Raw genomic sequence first — 15,286 nt, forward strand, 5'->3', positions numbered from 1 at the left:
AGGAAGTCGAGTAAATTCTACGCGGCCGCACTCGACCTACCTAACGCGTGTCTTTATTGATCGGCAGGCTGCCTCTTAGACAGCCTGCCGGTACCGCAGCCAACTTCTTCGTTTTCGGAGGCGGGCTGTTATGCTCTTTCTCGGTCGAGCCGGGATGGGTCTTCGCATAACCCGGCGTCACGAACTTGCCATCGCCCGAGTCCCGATAGCTCGGTGGGCCTTTGTCTTTCGCCATGTTGCTCTCCCCTTGCTCGCGAGTCGCGGCCGACCGAGGCTGGGCCCATGCTGATTGGGTAGCAACAGAGTATTCAAATCGCGAGGCGATCGATGCCGACCCGCCCGCCGAACTTGAAGGCACGCAAGGCCAAGCCCGCTCGCAAGCTGTCCAACTGGACGACGCGCACGTCGCGCCAGTCTCGAGGATACGGGCGCGACCACGACCTGATGCGTGCCCGAGTCCTGCGCGAGGAACCGCTATGTCGGGTCTGTATCGCTGCCGGTCGGTACGCTGCGACCGAGATCGCAGACCACATCATCTCCAAGGGTGAAGGCGGCGGGGACGAGCGCGAGAACTACCAGGGCCTTTGCAAGCCATGCGACGTTGTCAAGACGGCGCGGGAGTCGAAGCGAGCACGAGTGAGCAACTCACGATGAACATCGATGTCCCGATGAGTGCTGCGCTGGCGAAGACGACGTTGATCGTCCGGATGACCGGGCGCCGCCGCTGGACAGCCTGCATCTGGGTCGGGTCAAGGGTGCTGCGCCTCGGCGCGACCATCATCGGCACCGGGATGCACGCCGATCTAGGCACGATCGACGAAAACCACGCGGGCGCGCACGAAAGTTGCGCGACGACGCACGAAAAGGCCCGTCTCACCCTCGACTAGACCCAAACCGGCCCCAAGGGGGTAGGCGGGTCGAAACTCGGGGGGAGTCGGGCCTTGGGACCGCGTTGGGGGACTAATTTCTGCGCGTGCGAATTAAACTTTTGGGCCGCATTAAATTTTAGGAGGCCCGAGCATGAAGCGAGGACCGAAGGCGGAGACGCCCAGCACCAAGCTCGCGCGCGGGACGTTTCAGCCGATCCGCGACGGCATGAAAACCGAGATCATCGTCCCCGGCGACCCGCCGGTACGGCCCGACTATTTGAGCGCTGCAGCGATCGATGTTTGGCAGGACGTCATCGGCCGCGTCATGGCGGCCGGAGTTACCGAGGCCGACAGCAACTTGCTCGCGCGATACTGCGCGCTTGAAGCCGAGGTCCGCGCCGCCTTCAGCGCGAAGGACGGCGAGCTTCCCTCTGCGGCCTACCTGACGAACCTTCGCCAGATGGAAGAGCTCTTGCGGATCGCAGGGCCAAAGAGCCGGATCGGCGGTGGGGGTGCCGATGCCAGCAAGTCGACAAACCGCTTCGCCCGAAACGGCGCCCGCGGGCGGTCGTAACTTCGCGGCCATCGCCCTCGCCTATGCGAAGGCGGCGGCGGCGGACAAGAAACAGGTCAAGCATTGCAAGTGGGTCCGCCTGGCAGGGCAGCGTCACCTCGACGATCTCAAGCGGTCCAAGCAAAAGGACTGGCCGTTCAAGTTCGACCCCTGGCACGCCAATGACGTCTGCGACTTCATCGAAGGCCTGCCGCATGTCGAAGGCCGGTGGGAAACCCCGACGCTCAGCCTCGAGCCTGCTCAGATTTTCATCCTCGCGATGGTGTTCGGTTGGCGGGACAAGGCAACCGGCCTTCGTCGCTTCACCGACACCTATATCGAGATGGCTCGCAAGGGCGCGAAGTCGACGTTGACCGCGGGTGTTGTGCTGTATTGCACGACCTGCGAGGACGAGCCCGGGCCGCTGGTGCTGATCGGCGCCACCACGGGCGCGCAGGCGCAGAAGGTCTTCAACCCCGCCAAGCTCATGGTGCAGAAGACGCCGGAGCTTCAGGAAGCGTTCGGTTTGCACGCATGGGCCCGCGCAATCACCTGCGACGCCAACGGCGGCACGGTTCAGACGATCAACTCCCGATCGGCGACACAGGACGGGCACAACCCGCATCTCGCCGTTCTCGACGAGCTGCACGCGCATAAAGATCGCGGCCTCTACGACGTGATTCATTCCGCCGACGGTGCGCGCCGCAATCCGCTCTATTGGAAGATCACGACGGCCGGCTACATCCTTGACGGCGTCTGTTACGAGCAGCGGACATTCTCGACGAAAGTGCTCGAAGGCGCGATCGTCGCCGACCACGTTTTCGGCATCATTTTCACCCTCGACGGCCCGAAGGACTTCACGCCAGAGCGTAAGATCGGCGACGATCCGTACGACGAAAAGAACTGGCCTAAGGCGAACCCGCTGATGCCGGTCACGCCTAGCATCGAATCGATGCGACGGCTGGCGGTCAAGGCCAAGGGCGCACCCGGTGAAGAAGGGGAGTTCTTCACCAAGCGCCTGAACAAGTGGATGTCGGCTGCGTCCGCATGGCTTTCGGTTCCAGCGTGGATTGCCTGCACTGATCGCGCGCTTCGCCTGTCGGACTTTCGCGGGCTCGACTGCTACATCGGCGCCGATCTCGCGCACAAGAACGACATGACTTCGGTGTCGCTGGTCGCGATCGACGCGAACGACCAGCTGCTCATCAAGACGTGGTTCTTCCTACCGGACGCCGTGCTTACACGCGACGGACAGACGGACCGCAACAACGCCACGCTCTACCGGCAATGGAAGGCCAGCGGGCACCTCAAGACGACCGCCGGCGACTGGGTCGATCAGAACGTGATCGAGCGCCGCATTCGGAAGTTGACCAAGGTGCTGCGCGTTCGCCGCGTGACGTTCGATCATTTCGCCGCGGCGGAGACGATGGCGTCCAGGCTGAACGAGGATCTCGACGACGGCGGCGAGCCGATCGCGACGATCTTGCACAAGTCCGCGAAGGCCGTGACCGACCCGGCGAAGAACCTCGAGGCTCGCGTCATCGGCGGCCCGCACCTGCTGCGGCACGATGGCAACCCCGTGATGACGTGGTGTGTCGGTAACACCGTCGTCTCCCGCAAGGTCGACGGCACGATCCTGCCAAAGAAGGAGACGCCGATGTCGATGAACAAAATCGATGGTGTTGACGCTACCGTCAACGCGCTGGCGCCGCTGCAAATGCCGACGGTGGAAGACGACAGTCTCGACGACTTCATCGCTCAGATGAAGGCCACGCGCTGATGGCGTGGGTCGGATCCGTATTGAAGTGGGCGGGCGTGTCCGGTGAAAGCGGGAAGCTCAGTGGCGCTCCCGAAGACGCAGCTTCGAGCAAGGCCATCGCTTACGGCTCGTCGATCAGCAGCGCCGGGCAGACGGTAAATCAGAAGACCACCCTCGGTCTGGCGGCAGCCTGGGCGTGCGTTCGTCTGAAATCTGATGTCGTCGGCTCGATGGGGATGGGCGTTTTCGAGAAGCAGGCAGACGGTGGGCGCAAGAGTCGCGCCGACCATTGGCTGTATGACCTCGTTCACGAAGAGCCGAACCGCGACCAGACGCCCGCCGAGTTCTGGGCGGGGCAGGTTGCAGCAATGGATCTCTGGGGCAACGCGTATGCCGAGAAGGAGACGCTCGGCTCGCGCGTGACCGCCTTGACGCCGCTACCACCGCACCTCGTCTCGGTGAAGCGCGACCGGAACAACCAGCGCGTCTACGTCTATAACGATCGCGGCAAGACTGAAGAGCTTCCCGCTGACAAGGTGTTCCACCTGCGCGGCTTGACCCTGGGCGGTGACGTCGGACTGTCGTCGATCGAATACGGGCGGCGGACGCTGGGCGGTGCGATGGCGGCGAATAAGACCGCGTCGGACACCTTCCGGGACGGGCTTCAAGCGGCCGGCTTCATGGAAACCGGTTCAGTCAATCTGAAGCCGGAACAGCGTGCCGACCTTCTCGCGATCTTCGACGCGTTCGTCGGCGATGCGATGCGTGGTCGGATCGTCCCGCTTGAGAAGGATTTCAAGTTCGTCCCGCTGAAAATGAACCCGGCGGAGGTTCAGCTTCTGGAATCGCGTGCGTGGGATGTCGAAGAGATTTGCCGATGGTTCGGCATGCTTCCGATGCTGATCGGGCACGCCGCCAAGGGGCAAACCATGTGGGGCAGCGGGATCGAGCAGCTTCTGCTCGGCTGGCAAACCCTGTTGCTCAACCCCTTGCTGACGAACATCCAGCAGGCGGTGAAGAAGCAGCTGCTGCCGATCGCCGAGCGGAAGCTGATCTATCCGGAGATCAACCGCGAATCGCTGATGGCCGCCGACAGCGCCGCCCGCGCCGCGCTTTATTCCGCCTTCGGTCAAAACGGCGTGATGTCGCGCGAAGAGATGCGGGCGAAGGAAAATATGCCCGCCAAGCCGACCAGCGGCATCCTCACCGTGCAGTCCAATCTCGTCGACCTCGCGCAGCTGGGCAACGCGCCGGGCGTCGAGGCTGGTGCGCGATCGGCACTGATGAACCTGCTCTTCGGCGGCGACGTCGATTCACTGATCGATGCTCGCGTGAAGACCGCGATGCTCGGACACACCAACGGCCTGGAGGACTGACATGCTGCTTCGAGAGTATGGGCGCAAGCATAGCGGCGCCCTCAAGGTTCGCGACTTCGATTTCGAGGTCAAAGCCGTCGGCGACGACGGCACGTTCAGCGGTTACGGTTCCGTGTTCGGCACCGTCGACAGCTACGGCGAGATCGTCGCACCTGGCGCATTCACGGAAAGCCTGGCGGAGATCGCTGCGAAGGGCCGGCCCGTGCCGATCCTATGGCAGCATCGCAGCGGCGAACCTATCGGCGCGTGGACCAATCTGAAGGAAGACCAGCGCGGCCTATTCGGCGATGGCGAGTTGCTGATCGCCGACGTCGCCCAGGCGCGCGAGGCGCATGCGCTCGCGAAGCGCAAGATCGTGACCGGCCTGTCCATCGGCTATTGGGTCCGCGAAAGCAGCTACGACGAGAAGACCGGAATCCGGACGCTCACGAAGCTCGACCTCGTCGAAATCAGCCTCGTCACATTCCCCGCGAACGATGACGCGCGGGTCGAGTCTGTGAAGTTCAAGCTCGCGCACGGCGAACTGCCGACCGAGCGCGAAATGGAGAAGTACCTGCGGGAGGTAGGCTTCTCCAAAAGTAAGGCCGCGGGTTTCGTCGCCCACGGTCTGACTGAATTGCGGCGGAGGGAGTCCGATCGCGACCCGGCGAATAATCCGGGGCTCAAGGCCCTGTCGGACACCCTGGCCGGCTTCTCGCTGAAGTCCGCCTGACAAGGAAAACATGATGAAGACGCCTGCAATGCTGGCCCTCGCGGCCGGCGCTACCGCCGCGTGCATGGCACGCCCCGTTCCCGAGTTCGGCCGCAAGGATGGCGGTGCGGACGAAAAGACGCTCGACCAGCGGCTCGCTGCGGCGCTCGACGAGGTGAAGGGCTTCGCCACCGAGTTCAAGACCAAGAGCGAGGCCGGCGAAAAGGTCTCGAACGACACCAAGGAAAAGGCCGACAAGGCATTGAGCGAGCTCGCGGGTATCCGCGGCGAGGTCACCGAGCTTTCGCAGAAGCTGGCGGCTGCGCGGCGCGGCGGCGGCGAAGACGAGCCCGAGTTGAAGTCGCTTGGTCACGAAGTCGCCAATCACCCCGACGTCAAGGCATATGCCGAGGGTGGCAGCAAGGGCACGGTCGGCTTCGCGGTCAAGGCCGTCACCACCGCTGCCGGATCGTCCGGCGGCCTGATCCGTCCGGATCGGCAAACCGAAGTGACCGGCTTGCAGCGCATGGGCCTTCGCGTCCGTGATCTGCTCACGCCCGGCCGCACCGAGGGCAATTCGATCGAATATGCCTACCAGGTCGCCCGCACGAATGCCGCGGCGGGCGTTGCCGAGACCGCGCAGAAGCCGGAGTCGGCATACACCTGGGACGTCGCCCAGTCGCCGGTGAAGACCATCGCGCACTGGGTTCCCGTCTCGCGGCAGGCGATGGACGATATCCCCCAGCTCGAAAGCCTGATCGACGGCGAACTTCGTTGGGGCCTGGACGATGCCGAGGACGCCGAACTGTTGCTCGGTGACGGCACCGGGCAGCACCTGAACGGCCTGTATACGCAGGCGACGCCCTACTCGGCGCCGATCGTGATCGCCGGGGCGACGCGGATCGACCAGCTGCGCCTTGCGCTCTTGCAGGTCGAGCTCGCCGACTATGCGCCGGATGGCATGGTCATCCACCCGACCGCATGGGCGGGCATCGAACTGACCAAGGATGCGGCCGGCGGCTACATCTTCGCCAACCCGCAGGGGCTGGCGGGTCCGGTCCTGTGGGGCCGCCCGGTCGTGTCGACGAAGCGCATCGGTGTCGGCAACTTCCTGACGGGCGCGTTCAAGCTCGCCGGTCAGATCTTCGATCGGATGGATACCGAGGTCCGCATCTCCGATCAGGATCGCGACAACTTCATCAAGAACATGCTGACCGTTCGCGCGGAGAAGCGGCTTGCTCTGGTCGTGCGTCGTCCTGGCGCGCTCGTGAAGGGCGCGCTGCTCTAATCGATCAAGCGATCACCGGGTCGAGGGCAGCCTCGACCCGGTTCATCGAAGCCGCGGGCATTGCGCACGGTTTCGATGAACCGAGGAGACCGAACATGAAAGACGCATACGTGCTCGAACATCACTATGGCGACAACGGCGACACGCCGGCGGGCTCGATCCTGACCGAAGTATCTTCGAAGCGCTTCGAAGAGCTCCAGAAGAAGGGCCTCGTTCGCGAAGCGACTGCCGCCGAAGTCAAGGCGGGCTTCAAGCCGACGATCGCAGCCGACGAGTCGCAGCCGGAATCCGGCGGCGGCGGCGAGAAGAAGGCACAGGACCCCGCCAACAAGAAGGCGGCCGATCCCGCCAACAAGGGCGCCTGATCATGGCCCGCTCTGCGCGCCGCTCGCGCGGCTTCATGGTCGTCAGCACCTTTACGGCGGCCCCGGCGATCACGGGAACCGCGCAGGTCGGGCAGACTTTGACCGGCAGTAACGGAACCATCGCGGGCGGCGTGTTCGCCAGCCGTCGGTGGTTCCGTGATGGCGTCGTCATCGCCGGCGCGACAGCCGCGACCTACGTCGTTCAGGCGGCGGACGTCGGCAAGCGTATCTCGCAAGAGGTGACTGCCACCGTCACGGCGACTGGCGGCAACGTGTCGAAGCTGTCGGCGACGACCGCGATCGTGATCGCCTGATGCGCGTCGTCGTCATCACGCCACCCGAGCCGGTCGTCACGATCGACGAGGCGAAGCGGCACCTCAAGCAGGATAGCGACGACGACGCGGATCTCATCAAGACCTATGTCGCGGCGGCGACACAGCACCTCGACGGCCCTGACGGCTGGCTCGGTCGCGCGATCGGCGTGCAAACGCTGGAAGCGCGGCTCTCCGTCATTGACGGCGACTGCATTCGCCTCCCGTACAAGCCGATCATCGATCTAGTCAGCATCTCATGGCTCGGCGCTGATCGCACCGAACACGCCGGGCAGATCGCGGATTTCGATCTCTTCGATGATGATCTCGCACCAGAAAGCGGGTCGTGGGCGTGGGAGGGTTGCTCCCTCAAACGCGAAGCCATTCGCATCCGGTACCGCGCTGGCTATCTGCCGCGCGCCGTTGGTGAAACGACGGTCTCGACCGTCCCGGAGCCTATCAAGGCGGCAATCCTGCTCATGACCGGCGACCTCTACCGTAATCGCTCGACGATCACGGACAAGGCTACTTTCAAGGTGCCGATGTCGACGACGGTCACGAATCTTCTCGACCCGATCCGGATATACCGCTGATGCGCATCGATCCCGGCGAGCTTGATCGGCGGATCGAGCTTTGGCGCAGCGCCGATGTCGACGACGGTACCGCGACCGTAAAGGGTGAGCCCGCCAAGCTCACCGCACGCTGGGCGCGCAAGATCGATGTCAAAGACGGCGAGAAGGCCAGCGCGGGCGAAAACGCCGCAACACTGGCCTCGCGGTTCCTCGTGCTGTCCGACAGCGTCACGCGCACCCTGAACCCGGCGAGCGACACCCTGCGCTACAAGGGCCGCAGCTACGAAATCGTCGGCGTGAAGGAATCCGGCGAGCGCGACGATGGGATCGAAATTACCACGTCCTCTCGCACGGATGTCACGGCATGAGCCGCTGGTCCGGTACGAAGGTCGAAGGGCTGGCGGATCTCAGCAAAGCGCTTCACGATCTCCCGAACGGGCTCGGCAAAGGCACGCTTGTCCGGTTCGGCAAGAAAAGGCTCGAGCCTATGCGGGACACCGCGAAGGCCAAGGCGCCGAAGGACAAGGGCGCGCTTTCGGAGAGCATCATCGTCGGGACCAGGCAGGGCCGAACCGGCAACACCAAAAAGGCTCGAGGCGTCGATCGCGCGGCGGTCGAAGTCCTGATGGGACCCAGCGAAGACGGCTATCCCCAGGCGGTCCCCGAAGAGTTCGGATCCGTCAATAACAAGCCGAACAGCTACATGCGCGCCGCGTGGGACGAGCACAACGGCGACCTGCTCACCGGCATTGCAGCCGATCTTGGCAGCGCAATCGACAAGACAGCGAAGCGCCACGCGCGCCGCCAAGCTCGAAGGGGCTGAACATGGAGGAAGCGTTTCGCGCTCACCTGCTGGCGACAGCGGGCATCGCTGCCATTGTCGAGCGTCGTGTCGACTGGGGCATGCGCAAGCAGGGTGATCCCGTCTCCGCCATCGCATTGCACGTTATCAGCGATATCCCCGACCTGACGCTCGCCGGGGCATCCCATTGGAATGTCGCACGCGTCCAGGCGGATTGCTGGGGCCGGACTTTCAAGGCCGCTCGCGACCTCGGCAACCTCTTGGCGCTGCCGGTCGCAAGGGGCGGCCTTCACGGCTTCCGCGGCTCAATATCCGACATTCGCTTCCGCATCTTCGTGCTCGATCGGGACACGGGCACCGATGAAGACAGCGCTGGTCCCATTCACAAATCGCAGGTCGACCTGCGCATCTTCTACTCTTCATGAAAGGCCTGCCGATGAGAATCGAAGTCACGCGTCGCTTTCGCGACATGGACGCGCTCACCGATCCCAACCGGACGGACGACGCGGATCCCGTTCACGAGGTCGGCGCAAAGCTCACCGTCGATAAGGATCGCGGCACGCAGCTGGTCGATGGCGGTTTCGCGATCGACATCACGCCCGCGCAGACGCCCGCCAAGTCCGCGGCCAAGCCCCGGAAGAAGCCGACCGCCCCAGCGCCGGCACCAGCGCTCGCACCAGCCCCAGCGCCGGCACCGGCCGCAACCGATCCGGCATCGCCCCCGCCGGTCGATCCCTCCGCCCCGCCCGTCACCACCAACTGATTTTAAGGGAGACCTTTCATGGCCGAAACTGCAACTGCAACCGACATCGGGTTCGGTACGACCCTGTCGAAGAAGACCACGGGCACGACGTACATCGTCCTCGCCGAGGTGACCGAACTGACCTCGCCCGAGATGGCGCGCGATGCCGTCGAGTTCACGCATATGAAGAGCCCCGAGGGCTGGCGTGAGTTCAAACCGGGTCTGAAGGATGCCGGCGAGTTCGGTATCGTCTACAACCTCATTCCGGGCGCGGCGGATGACGCGCTCGTCGCCGCTCACATTGAGGCCGACGTCGTCGATACTTGGCGCATCACGTTCCCGAACGGTGCCACGCTCGACGCCAAGGCGTTCGCCACCGCGCACGGCCGCGCAACGCCGATCGATGATCGCATGACCGGCTCCGCGACGTTCAAGATCAGCGGCAAGCCCGTGCTGACGGCTGCCGTCTAATGTCGGCGAACCCGCTCAAGGGGGAAGTGGCGTTCCCCGCAAATCCCGATGTCGCCGGCTTCGAGGCCGGCGGCATCCTCGTCCTCGACTTCAACGCGTTGTGCGCGCTTGAGGAAGAGCTTGGCGAGAAGATCGACGAGATCGGCGCCCAGGCGTTGCGCAGCCCGACCATGATGCGCACCGTGTTCCGGATCGGGCTTGAAGCCCGGCACGGCACCGTCGAGTCGGCTGATGCCGGTCGATTGATCCAGGCGATCGGGATGGACCAAGCCGCGCTGCTCGCGCTGCGTGCGTTCGAATTGAGTTTCCCGGAGGCCGCCAACAAGGGCACCGCGGACCCTCTCAAGACGGCAGCGAAGACCCGTGGGACTGGGCCCGCTGCTTTGAAATCTGGTGCGAGATCGGGCAGTCGCCCGCAACGTTCTGGACGCAAACCCCGCGCCTCTACGCCTCAGTCGTAAAGGCGTGCGCGCAGGCGGCATCGACCGCCCGCAATCGTGACACGACTATGGCATGGTCGATCGCCGCACTCACGCGCGCGAAGAAGTTGCCGAAGCTCGAAAAGCTGATCGAGAAATCTGCCAAGTCCGTTCGGAAGAAGAAGCCGATGGACTGGAAGCAGATGCTTGCCGTTGCCGAACGACTAGCCGGCAAGAAACTATAAGGGAGGGCGCGCGATGGCTTCATCTATCATAGGCCAGTTGCGCGTCATTCTCGGCATCGACACGGCTGCTTTTGATCGCGGTCTATCGGAAGCCGAGCGCAACATGGTGCGCGCCGGTGCCAGCTATCAGCGCATTGGCGACAAGATCAGCGGGATCGGCAAGTCGCTCAGCGTCGGCATCACCCTGCCGCTGCTCGCAATCGGCGGCGCATCGCTGAAGCTGGCGTCGGACTTCGAAGCGTCCATGAACCGCGTGCAAGCCGCGACGGGCGCGACCGGCGCGCAGTTGAAGGCGCTGCGCGACCAAGCGAAGGCATTCGGCGCGGACAAGAGCGTCACCGCGACGGCGAAGGACACCGCCGACGTCATGGAATCGCTCGCGAAGAACGGGCTTTCCGCCACGCAGATATTGAATGGTGCGACCGGCGCCGTCCTGAAGCTCGCCGCTGCCAACGCAGCGGAGTTCGCGCCCGCTGCCGATCTCACGACCGACATCATGCAGCAATTCGGCAAGAGCGCCGCGGACATGAACGGCGTTGTCGACAAGCTCACCGGCGGCATGCTGGTGTCGAAGTTCGGCTTTGACGACTATCGGCTCGCGATCGGGCAGGTCGGCGGCGTCGCCGGCGGGCTGGGGCTGTCGTTCGAGGATACCAACACGGCCCTCGCCGCGACGTCCGCACTGTTCGCTTCCGGCTCCGATGCCGGCACCAGCTTCAAGACGTTCCTGACCTCGCTCAACCCGAAGTCCAAGGAAGCGGGCGCCCTCATGAAGAGGCTCGGTATCGATTTCTTCGATGCCACGGGGCGCATGAAGCCGCTCGCCGCTGTCGCCCAGCTACTGCAGGACAAGCTCGCGGGTCTTTCCGACAAGGCGAAGTCGGAAGCTCTGACGACGATGTTCGGCACGGACGCGATGCGTACGGCGGTCGGGCTCATGAACCAGGGCGCGTCGGGCCTCGCGCGCATCAACGGCGAAATCAACAAGGCGTCTGCGCAAGAGCAGATGGATGCCCGCATGAAGGGTCTATCCGGCGGCATTACGCAGCTGAAGAAGGCCGCCGAAGAGGCGGCTATCGCGCTTGGAGACACCGGCTTCCTTAGCAACGTCACGGCGCTGGTCGGCGGTATCACGTTGCTCATCCGCGCATTCGCTGGCTTGCCGGAACCGGTGCAGACCGCGCTCATGGTCTTCCTCGGGATCGGTGCGGCCGTGGGGCCGATCGTCGCGATCGTCGGCAAGCTCGTCAGTGGCTGGGGCGTGCTCATCATGACGGCGGGCCGGCTTAGCGGCGTCCTCGCCACGACGGCGGCGGCAGCGGGCGGCACCGCCGCTTCGATGGGCGTGCTCGAAGTCGCGATGGCATTCCTCGCCGCGTCCGCATGGCCGATCGCGCTCGCCGCAATCGCGGCCGGGCTTGGGTATTGGGCGCTGTCGGCAGAAGAGGCCGGGCCGGCAACTCAGGCAGCGCAGAAGGCGCTCGACGATATGAACGCGGCGCATCGCGTCGCCGAGCCCGTCATCAAGGCGACTGCCGAAGCGACCAATTCCGCGACGAGCGAGATGGAATCGGCGATCGTCAAAGCGCAGGAGCTCGCGACCGCGCTCTATGGCGTCGCAGCCGGGGCGAAGGCCGCAGCGCTCGAACTGGCGAAGCAGCAGCTGGCGGCGTCGAAGGCGCAGCTGGCGGAAGCGCAGAACACCGACGACCGCTCATGGCTGGGCGTCGCGCTGGGCGTGCCGAAGGGCAATTCGCGGCGCGATATGGCTCGCAACCGTACCGCGCAGGGTAACGTCGCGATCGCGCAGCGCTCGGTCGATACCGCTCGGGACGCATACACCACTGCAGTCCTCGATTCCCGCTTTCCGGCAGGGTGGGGCATGAAGGCCCCGCCAAAGCCGCAGGCCCCGAAATCGAACCCTGATCTCTCGTCGGGCGGCCGCACGCGCAAGCCGCGCGAAAAGAAAGACCGCACGGAAGAGCATGCGCGCAAGCGCGAAGAGCTCGAGATTGAGGCGAAGATCGAGGCCTATCGCACCGGCGGCAATATGACCGCCGCGCAGGCGCTTCAGGATCGCGTCGACCTTCTCAAGCAAATCGGCAGCTATGAGCAGACGGGCTTGTCCAAAGCGGAGGCACGCACCGCAGCCGAACGCGACATGAACTTGATCCGCGCCGCGCGCAGCAAGCAGATGGAGCAGGAGATTGCCGACGAGCGGCAATCGCTTGACCTCGACATCGCCCAGCTGACGGACAATCGTCAGTTGGAAGATAGCCTGTCGCGTCAGCGCGAGCTCAAGCAGCGCATTACTTTCTACCAGGAGCACGGGAAAGACCTGGCGGAAGCCGAGGCGCTTGCCCTAGCTGATCAGCTTCGCATGGATGAAGCCCGTGCTGCGGTGCGTGCCCGTTGGATCGAGGATGATGCCCGGTCGCGTGAAATCGCGCTCGCCGAATCCCGCGGCGATAGCGAAGAGAGAATCCGCGCGCTCAAGCAACAGGAAGATATCATCCGCCGGACGCGCGAGCTTCAGGCAAATACGGGCATGAGCGAGGCGGATGCCACCGCGCAGGCCATGACAGAGGCGATGCAGGAAGAGCAGGTCCGTCAGCAAGGCATCTGGCGCGATACCGTCAAGGGCGGCTTCCGGGCAGCTATGGACGGCAACTTCGGCAGCTGGTTCCAGGGTTGGTGGAAGGACCGTGTCGCGAAGGGCATGGAGGATGCGTTGAACAGCCTCGGCGACCTGATCGCCAAGCTGTTCGCCAACATCGGTTCCGGCTCATCGGGTGGCTCCGGCGGCGGCATTCTCGGCTCAATCGGCAAACTGATCGGCGTAGTTGCAGGCGGCTCCGGCGGCGGCACCATCGGCCCGGTCGACATGAGCGGCTGGGATGCCGGCGGGCCTATGAGCGTCGCGGATCCCAACTTGAAACTGCCCGGCTTCAAGACTGGCGGCTCTTTCAAGGTCGGCGGCATGAGCGGCATCGATCGCAATGTCGTGTCGTTCCGCGCCACGGCCGGCGAGATGGTCAACATCTCGAAGGGCGAGGACAACGGCCCTGTCGGCGGGAATGACAATGGCGGCATCATGGAGGTGCGTTTGCGCGACGAGATGCTCGACGCGCGAATCGTCCGCGGGTCTTCGAAGATCACGCAGGCCGGCATCTCGCAGAACAATCAGCAGCAATCGAAATACGCTGGTCGGAGGCTCGGGAAGTGATCGACCTTACTCACATAGAACAGACCATCGCAGAGCCCGAGCTTATCGACTTCGGCGCCAGTCTGTCGCCGTTCCTCGGCGGGCCCAGTCAGCGCTTGGACAGGCTCGGCACGCGCCATGCGATCTCGGTGCAGATGCCGACCATGAGCGTCGAGAGGGAGGGGCGGCTATGGATTGTTCGGCTGATCCGGGCGAAGCAGGAAGACTGCTTCGTCGAGTTTCAGCAGCCCGGCTTCAAGATCGGCATTCCTGGAAACTCGATAACCGTGAGTGCCGCGGTCGACGGCGGGCGAGTGCTCAGCGTCACCGGCGGGCGGCCGGGCTATTCGGTCCGCGAAGGACAGGCGCTCACGCTCACGTCTCGCGGGCGCAGGTTCTTTTACCTTGCGAGCGCGCGGTCTGTGTTCAGCGCATCCGGTCAAACCCAGATCGAGCTGGCGGTTCCGCTTCGCGAGGAAGCGACGATCGGAGACTCCGTCGACCTGCGCAAACCAGTGATGGCCGGGCGCATCATGGAAGACGGCTGGAAGTGGTCGATCGACACTGCCCGCAATGTCGGCTTGTCGTTCCGGATTGAGGAAATCGCATGAGCGTCCTAGCCCCGGCGCTGGACGCCGAACTATCGAAGGACCGCGCGACGATCTTCGGCGCGGTCGGTATCGACTTCGCTGCGAAATCCGTTCGGTTGCTCGACGGCTCTTCGGTGCTGACGTTTGCCGGGGCCAAGTTCCGCGGCGACGACCCCGACTATGGCTCGCTTCAAAGCATCGACGATTTCAGCGACGGATCGGGCGACGAGGCACCGGGCTTCAGCTTCACCCTGTTGCCGCCTTCGGCTGAAGCGGCCCTCGCCATGTCCCTTCCGAGCGACCAGGGCGCGAGGGTGCGCCTGTGGCTGGGCGCCCGCGACGACTATACCGGCCTCGTTGTCGGCGAGCCGTTGCTTCTGTCGGATGCGGAGCTTGACGTTCCGACGCTTGAGATCGGCCCGAACGAACATAGCGTGTCGTATGACGTGGTCGGCGGCATGGAGCGGTTCTTCGCGAGTGAGGAAGGCATCACCCTGTCTCCGACATCGCACAAGGAATACTGGCCCGGCGAACTGGGGCTCGACTTCATCACCGGTGTGACCGAGCCCGTCTACTGGGGCATGAACCACCAGAGCTCGGTGCAGACCGCATGACCGGCCTGATCAATCGCCGCGATGTCACTCAGGCGACGCTCGAGCATTTTGCGGGCAAGCCGTTCGACTGGCGGACGGGTGGAACCTGCGTTCATCTCGTCCGCAAACAGATTGTCGGGATGGGGCACAAGCCCCCGCCCATGAAGGAATTTCGCAGCGCGTTGTCCGCCAAGCGAGCGCTGAAGGCGAAGGGCTGGGCGAACCTCGCGGAGATGCTCGACAGCCTGCTCACGCGGATTCCGACGGCGCGGGCCGTTCAGGGCGACATCGTCGAGATGCCGAGCGACGACGAGACCTTCGGCGCGCTCGCGGTGAAAATGGATAACGGCAGGATCATGGGATACCTCGCCGGGTCCGACCTGCTGACGATCGCGCAGCCCGCGGTCACCCCGATAGCAGCATGGAGGACGTGAC

At 64.3% G+C, this 15,286-nt stretch carries 22 protein-coding genes; 21 read left to right on the forward strand and 1 reads right to left on the reverse strand.

Annotated features, from left to right (window positions below; translation table 11 throughout):
- Nucleotides 1-40 precede the first annotated feature (40 nt).
- On the reverse strand, nucleotides 41-235 hold the full coding sequence (locus tag ASF09_RS20030) for a hypothetical protein (RefSeq protein WP_156359153.1): 195 nt from the start codon (nucleotides 233-235) through the stop codon (nucleotides 41-43).
- 209 nt (nucleotides 236-444) lie between these two features.
- On the opposite strand from ASF09_RS20030, the gene ASF09_RS20845 reads away from it, so the two are divergent.
- The 21 genes from ASF09_RS20845 to ASF09_RS03285 all read left to right on the forward strand — a co-directional run bounded on the left by ASF09_RS20845 (nucleotide 445) and on the right by ASF09_RS03285 (nucleotide 15,285).
- On the forward strand, nucleotides 445-654 hold the full coding sequence (locus ASF09_RS20845) for an HNH endonuclease signature motif containing protein (RefSeq protein ID WP_235529599.1): 210 nt from the start codon (nucleotides 445-447) through the stop codon (nucleotides 652-654).
- A complete protein-coding gene (locus tag ASF09_RS03195; RefSeq protein ID WP_060524494.1) occupies nucleotides 651-887 on the forward strand; it encodes a hypothetical protein in 237 nt (78 codons plus the stop codon). Before ASF09_RS20845 ends, ASF09_RS03195 begins: the two co-directional genes overlap by 4 nt.
- 133 nt (nucleotides 888-1,020) lie before the next feature.
- Nucleotides 1,021-1,443 (forward strand): hypothetical protein, encoded by a 423-nt coding sequence (locus ASF09_RS03200; protein WP_060524496.1) that lies wholly within the window; start codon nucleotides 1,021-1,023, stop codon nucleotides 1,441-1,443.
- The gene (locus ASF09_RS03205; protein WP_082444018.1) at nucleotides 1,388-3,202 is read left to right on the forward strand and encodes a terminase large subunit; all 1,815 of its coding nucleotides are present in this window, start codon (nucleotides 1,388-1,390) and stop codon (nucleotides 3,200-3,202) included. Before ASF09_RS03200 ends, ASF09_RS03205 begins: the two co-directional genes overlap by 56 nt.
- The gene (locus ASF09_RS03210; RefSeq protein WP_060524499.1) at nucleotides 3,202-4,557 is read left to right on the forward strand and encodes a phage portal protein; all 1,356 of its coding nucleotides are present in this window, start codon (nucleotides 3,202-3,204) and stop codon (nucleotides 4,555-4,557) included. Before ASF09_RS03205 ends, ASF09_RS03210 begins: the two co-directional genes overlap by 1 nt.
- Nucleotide 4,558: 1 nt before the next feature.
- Entirely contained in the window at nucleotides 4,559-5,269 is a 711-nt protein-coding gene (locus ASF09_RS03215) for an HK97 family phage prohead protease (protein WP_060524501.1), read from the forward strand.
- Between the two features lie 13 nt (nucleotides 5,270-5,282).
- Nucleotides 5,283-6,536: a phage major capsid protein gene (locus ASF09_RS03220; RefSeq protein ID WP_235529549.1), complete on the forward strand. Its 1,254-nt coding sequence runs from the start codon at nucleotides 5,283-5,285 to the stop codon at nucleotides 6,534-6,536.
- A 95-nt stretch (nucleotides 6,537-6,631) separates the two neighbouring features.
- On the forward strand, nucleotides 6,632-6,901 hold the full coding sequence (locus ASF09_RS03225; RefSeq protein WP_060524505.1) for a hypothetical protein: 270 nt from the start codon (nucleotides 6,632-6,634) through the stop codon (nucleotides 6,899-6,901).
- Nucleotides 6,902-6,903: 2 nt separating this feature from the next.
- Nucleotides 6,904-7,215, forward strand: a complete 312-nt coding sequence (locus ASF09_RS03230; RefSeq protein WP_060524507.1) for a hypothetical protein — start codon at nucleotides 6,904-6,906, stop codon at nucleotides 7,213-7,215.
- Nucleotides 7,215-7,805, forward strand: coding sequence for a head-tail connector protein (locus ASF09_RS03235; RefSeq protein ID WP_060524509.1), 591 nt, complete (start codon nucleotides 7,215-7,217; stop codon nucleotides 7,803-7,805). Before ASF09_RS03230 ends, ASF09_RS03235 begins: the two co-directional genes overlap by 1 nt.
- Nucleotides 7,805-8,152, forward strand: coding sequence for a phage head completion protein (locus ASF09_RS03240; RefSeq protein WP_235529551.1), 348 nt, complete (start codon nucleotides 7,805-7,807; stop codon nucleotides 8,150-8,152). The genes ASF09_RS03235 and ASF09_RS03240 overlap by 1 nt, the downstream gene beginning before the upstream one ends.
- Nucleotides 8,149-8,607: a hypothetical protein gene (locus ASF09_RS03245; protein ID WP_060524513.1), complete on the forward strand. Its 459-nt coding sequence runs from the start codon at nucleotides 8,149-8,151 to the stop codon at nucleotides 8,605-8,607. The genes ASF09_RS03240 and ASF09_RS03245 overlap by 4 nt, the downstream gene beginning before the upstream one ends.
- Nucleotides 8,608-8,609: 2 nt before the next feature.
- A complete protein-coding gene (locus ASF09_RS03250; protein ID WP_060524515.1) occupies nucleotides 8,610-9,011 on the forward strand; it encodes a DUF3168 domain-containing protein in 402 nt (133 codons plus the stop codon).
- Between the two features lie 11 nt (nucleotides 9,012-9,022).
- Nucleotides 9,023-9,349 carry a hypothetical protein gene (locus ASF09_RS20620; RefSeq protein ID WP_200912498.1) on the forward strand — a complete coding sequence of 109 codons (327 nt, stop codon included), beginning with the start codon at nucleotides 9,023-9,025 and terminating at the stop codon, nucleotides 9,347-9,349.
- 18 nt (nucleotides 9,350-9,367) lie between these two features.
- Nucleotides 9,368-9,799, forward strand: a complete 432-nt coding sequence (locus ASF09_RS03260) for a phage tail tube protein (RefSeq protein ID WP_060524519.1) — start codon at nucleotides 9,368-9,370, stop codon at nucleotides 9,797-9,799.
- Entirely contained in the window at nucleotides 9,799-10,260 is a 462-nt protein-coding gene (locus ASF09_RS03265) for a hypothetical protein (protein WP_060524521.1), read from the forward strand. The genes ASF09_RS03260 and ASF09_RS03265 overlap by 1 nt, the downstream gene beginning before the upstream one ends.
- A gap of 47 nt (nucleotides 10,261-10,307) precedes the next feature.
- Entirely contained in the window at nucleotides 10,308-10,463 is a 156-nt protein-coding gene (locus ASF09_RS20040) for a hypothetical protein (protein ID WP_156359155.1), read from the forward strand.
- A gap of 13 nt (nucleotides 10,464-10,476) precedes the next feature.
- The gene (locus ASF09_RS03270; protein ID WP_082444019.1) at nucleotides 10,477-13,689 is read left to right on the forward strand and encodes a phage tail tape measure protein; all 3,213 of its coding nucleotides are present in this window, start codon (nucleotides 10,477-10,479) and stop codon (nucleotides 13,687-13,689) included.
- A complete protein-coding gene (locus ASF09_RS03275) occupies nucleotides 13,686-14,279 on the forward strand; it encodes a hypothetical protein (protein WP_060524525.1) in 594 nt (197 codons plus the stop codon). Before ASF09_RS03270 ends, ASF09_RS03275 begins: the two co-directional genes overlap by 4 nt.
- The gene (locus ASF09_RS03280; RefSeq protein WP_060524527.1) at nucleotides 14,276-14,872 is read left to right on the forward strand and encodes a hypothetical protein; all 597 of its coding nucleotides are present in this window, start codon (nucleotides 14,276-14,278) and stop codon (nucleotides 14,870-14,872) included. Before ASF09_RS03275 ends, ASF09_RS03280 begins: the two co-directional genes overlap by 4 nt.
- Nucleotides 14,869-15,285, forward strand: a complete 417-nt coding sequence (locus ASF09_RS03285; protein ID WP_060524529.1) for a DUF6950 family protein — start codon at nucleotides 14,869-14,871, stop codon at nucleotides 15,283-15,285. Before ASF09_RS03280 ends, ASF09_RS03285 begins: the two co-directional genes overlap by 4 nt.
- Nucleotide 15,286 lies beyond the last annotated feature (1 nt).

The organism is Sphingomonas sp. Leaf242, from assembly GCF_001422045.1.
Taxonomy (GTDB): Bacteria; Pseudomonadota; Alphaproteobacteria; order Sphingomonadales; family Sphingomonadaceae; genus Sphingomonas.

Coding starts and splice junctions, on each gene's coding strand:
- ASF09_RS20620 (WP_200912498.1), top strand. CDS start 9,023: ATGAGAATCGAAGTCACGCGTCGCTTTCGCGACATGGACGCGCTCACC.
- ASF09_RS03225 (WP_060524505.1), top strand. CDS start 6,632: ATGAAAGACGCATACGTGCTCGAACATCACTATGGCGACAACGGCGAC.
- ASF09_RS03235 (WP_060524509.1), top strand. CDS start 7,215: ATGCGCGTCGTCGTCATCACGCCACCCGAGCCGGTCGTCACGATCGAC.
- ASF09_RS03230 (WP_060524507.1), top strand. CDS start 6,904: ATGGCCCGCTCTGCGCGCCGCTCGCGCGGCTTCATGGTCGTCAGCACC.
- ASF09_RS20030 (WP_156359153.1), bottom strand. CDS start 235: ATGGCGAAAGACAAAGGCCCACCGAGCTATCGGGACTCGGGCGATGGC.
- ASF09_RS03265 (WP_060524521.1), top strand. CDS start 9,799: ATGTCGGCGAACCCGCTCAAGGGGGAAGTGGCGTTCCCCGCAAATCCC.
- ASF09_RS03245 (WP_060524513.1), top strand. CDS start 8,149: ATGAGCCGCTGGTCCGGTACGAAGGTCGAAGGGCTGGCGGATCTCAGC.
- ASF09_RS03285 (WP_060524529.1), top strand. CDS start 14,869: ATGACCGGCCTGATCAATCGCCGCGATGTCACTCAGGCGACGCTCGAG.
- ASF09_RS20845 (WP_235529599.1), top strand. CDS start 445: ATGCGTGCCCGAGTCCTGCGCGAGGAACCGCTATGTCGGGTCTGTATC.
- ASF09_RS03270 (WP_082444019.1), top strand. CDS start 10,477: ATGGCTTCATCTATCATAGGCCAGTTGCGCGTCATTCTCGGCATCGAC.
- ASF09_RS03210 (WP_060524499.1), top strand. CDS start 3,202: ATGGCGTGGGTCGGATCCGTATTGAAGTGGGCGGGCGTGTCCGGTGAA.
- ASF09_RS03200 (WP_060524496.1), top strand. CDS start 1,021: ATGAAGCGAGGACCGAAGGCGGAGACGCCCAGCACCAAGCTCGCGCGC.
- ASF09_RS03220 (WP_235529549.1), top strand. CDS start 5,283: ATGAAGACGCCTGCAATGCTGGCCCTCGCGGCCGGCGCTACCGCCGCG.
- ASF09_RS03250 (WP_060524515.1), top strand. CDS start 8,610: ATGGAGGAAGCGTTTCGCGCTCACCTGCTGGCGACAGCGGGCATCGCT.
- ASF09_RS03280 (WP_060524527.1), top strand. CDS start 14,276: ATGAGCGTCCTAGCCCCGGCGCTGGACGCCGAACTATCGAAGGACCGC.
- ASF09_RS03195 (WP_060524494.1), top strand. CDS start 651: ATGAACATCGATGTCCCGATGAGTGCTGCGCTGGCGAAGACGACGTTG.
- ASF09_RS03205 (WP_082444018.1), top strand. CDS start 1,388: ATGCCAGCAAGTCGACAAACCGCTTCGCCCGAAACGGCGCCCGCGGGC.
- ASF09_RS03260 (WP_060524519.1), top strand. CDS start 9,368: ATGGCCGAAACTGCAACTGCAACCGACATCGGGTTCGGTACGACCCTG.
- ASF09_RS20040 (WP_156359155.1), top strand. CDS start 10,308: ATGGCATGGTCGATCGCCGCACTCACGCGCGCGAAGAAGTTGCCGAAG.
- ASF09_RS03240 (WP_235529551.1), top strand. CDS start 7,805: ATGCGCATCGATCCCGGCGAGCTTGATCGGCGGATCGAGCTTTGGCGC.
- ASF09_RS03215 (WP_060524501.1), top strand. CDS start 4,559: ATGCTGCTTCGAGAGTATGGGCGCAAGCATAGCGGCGCCCTCAAGGTT.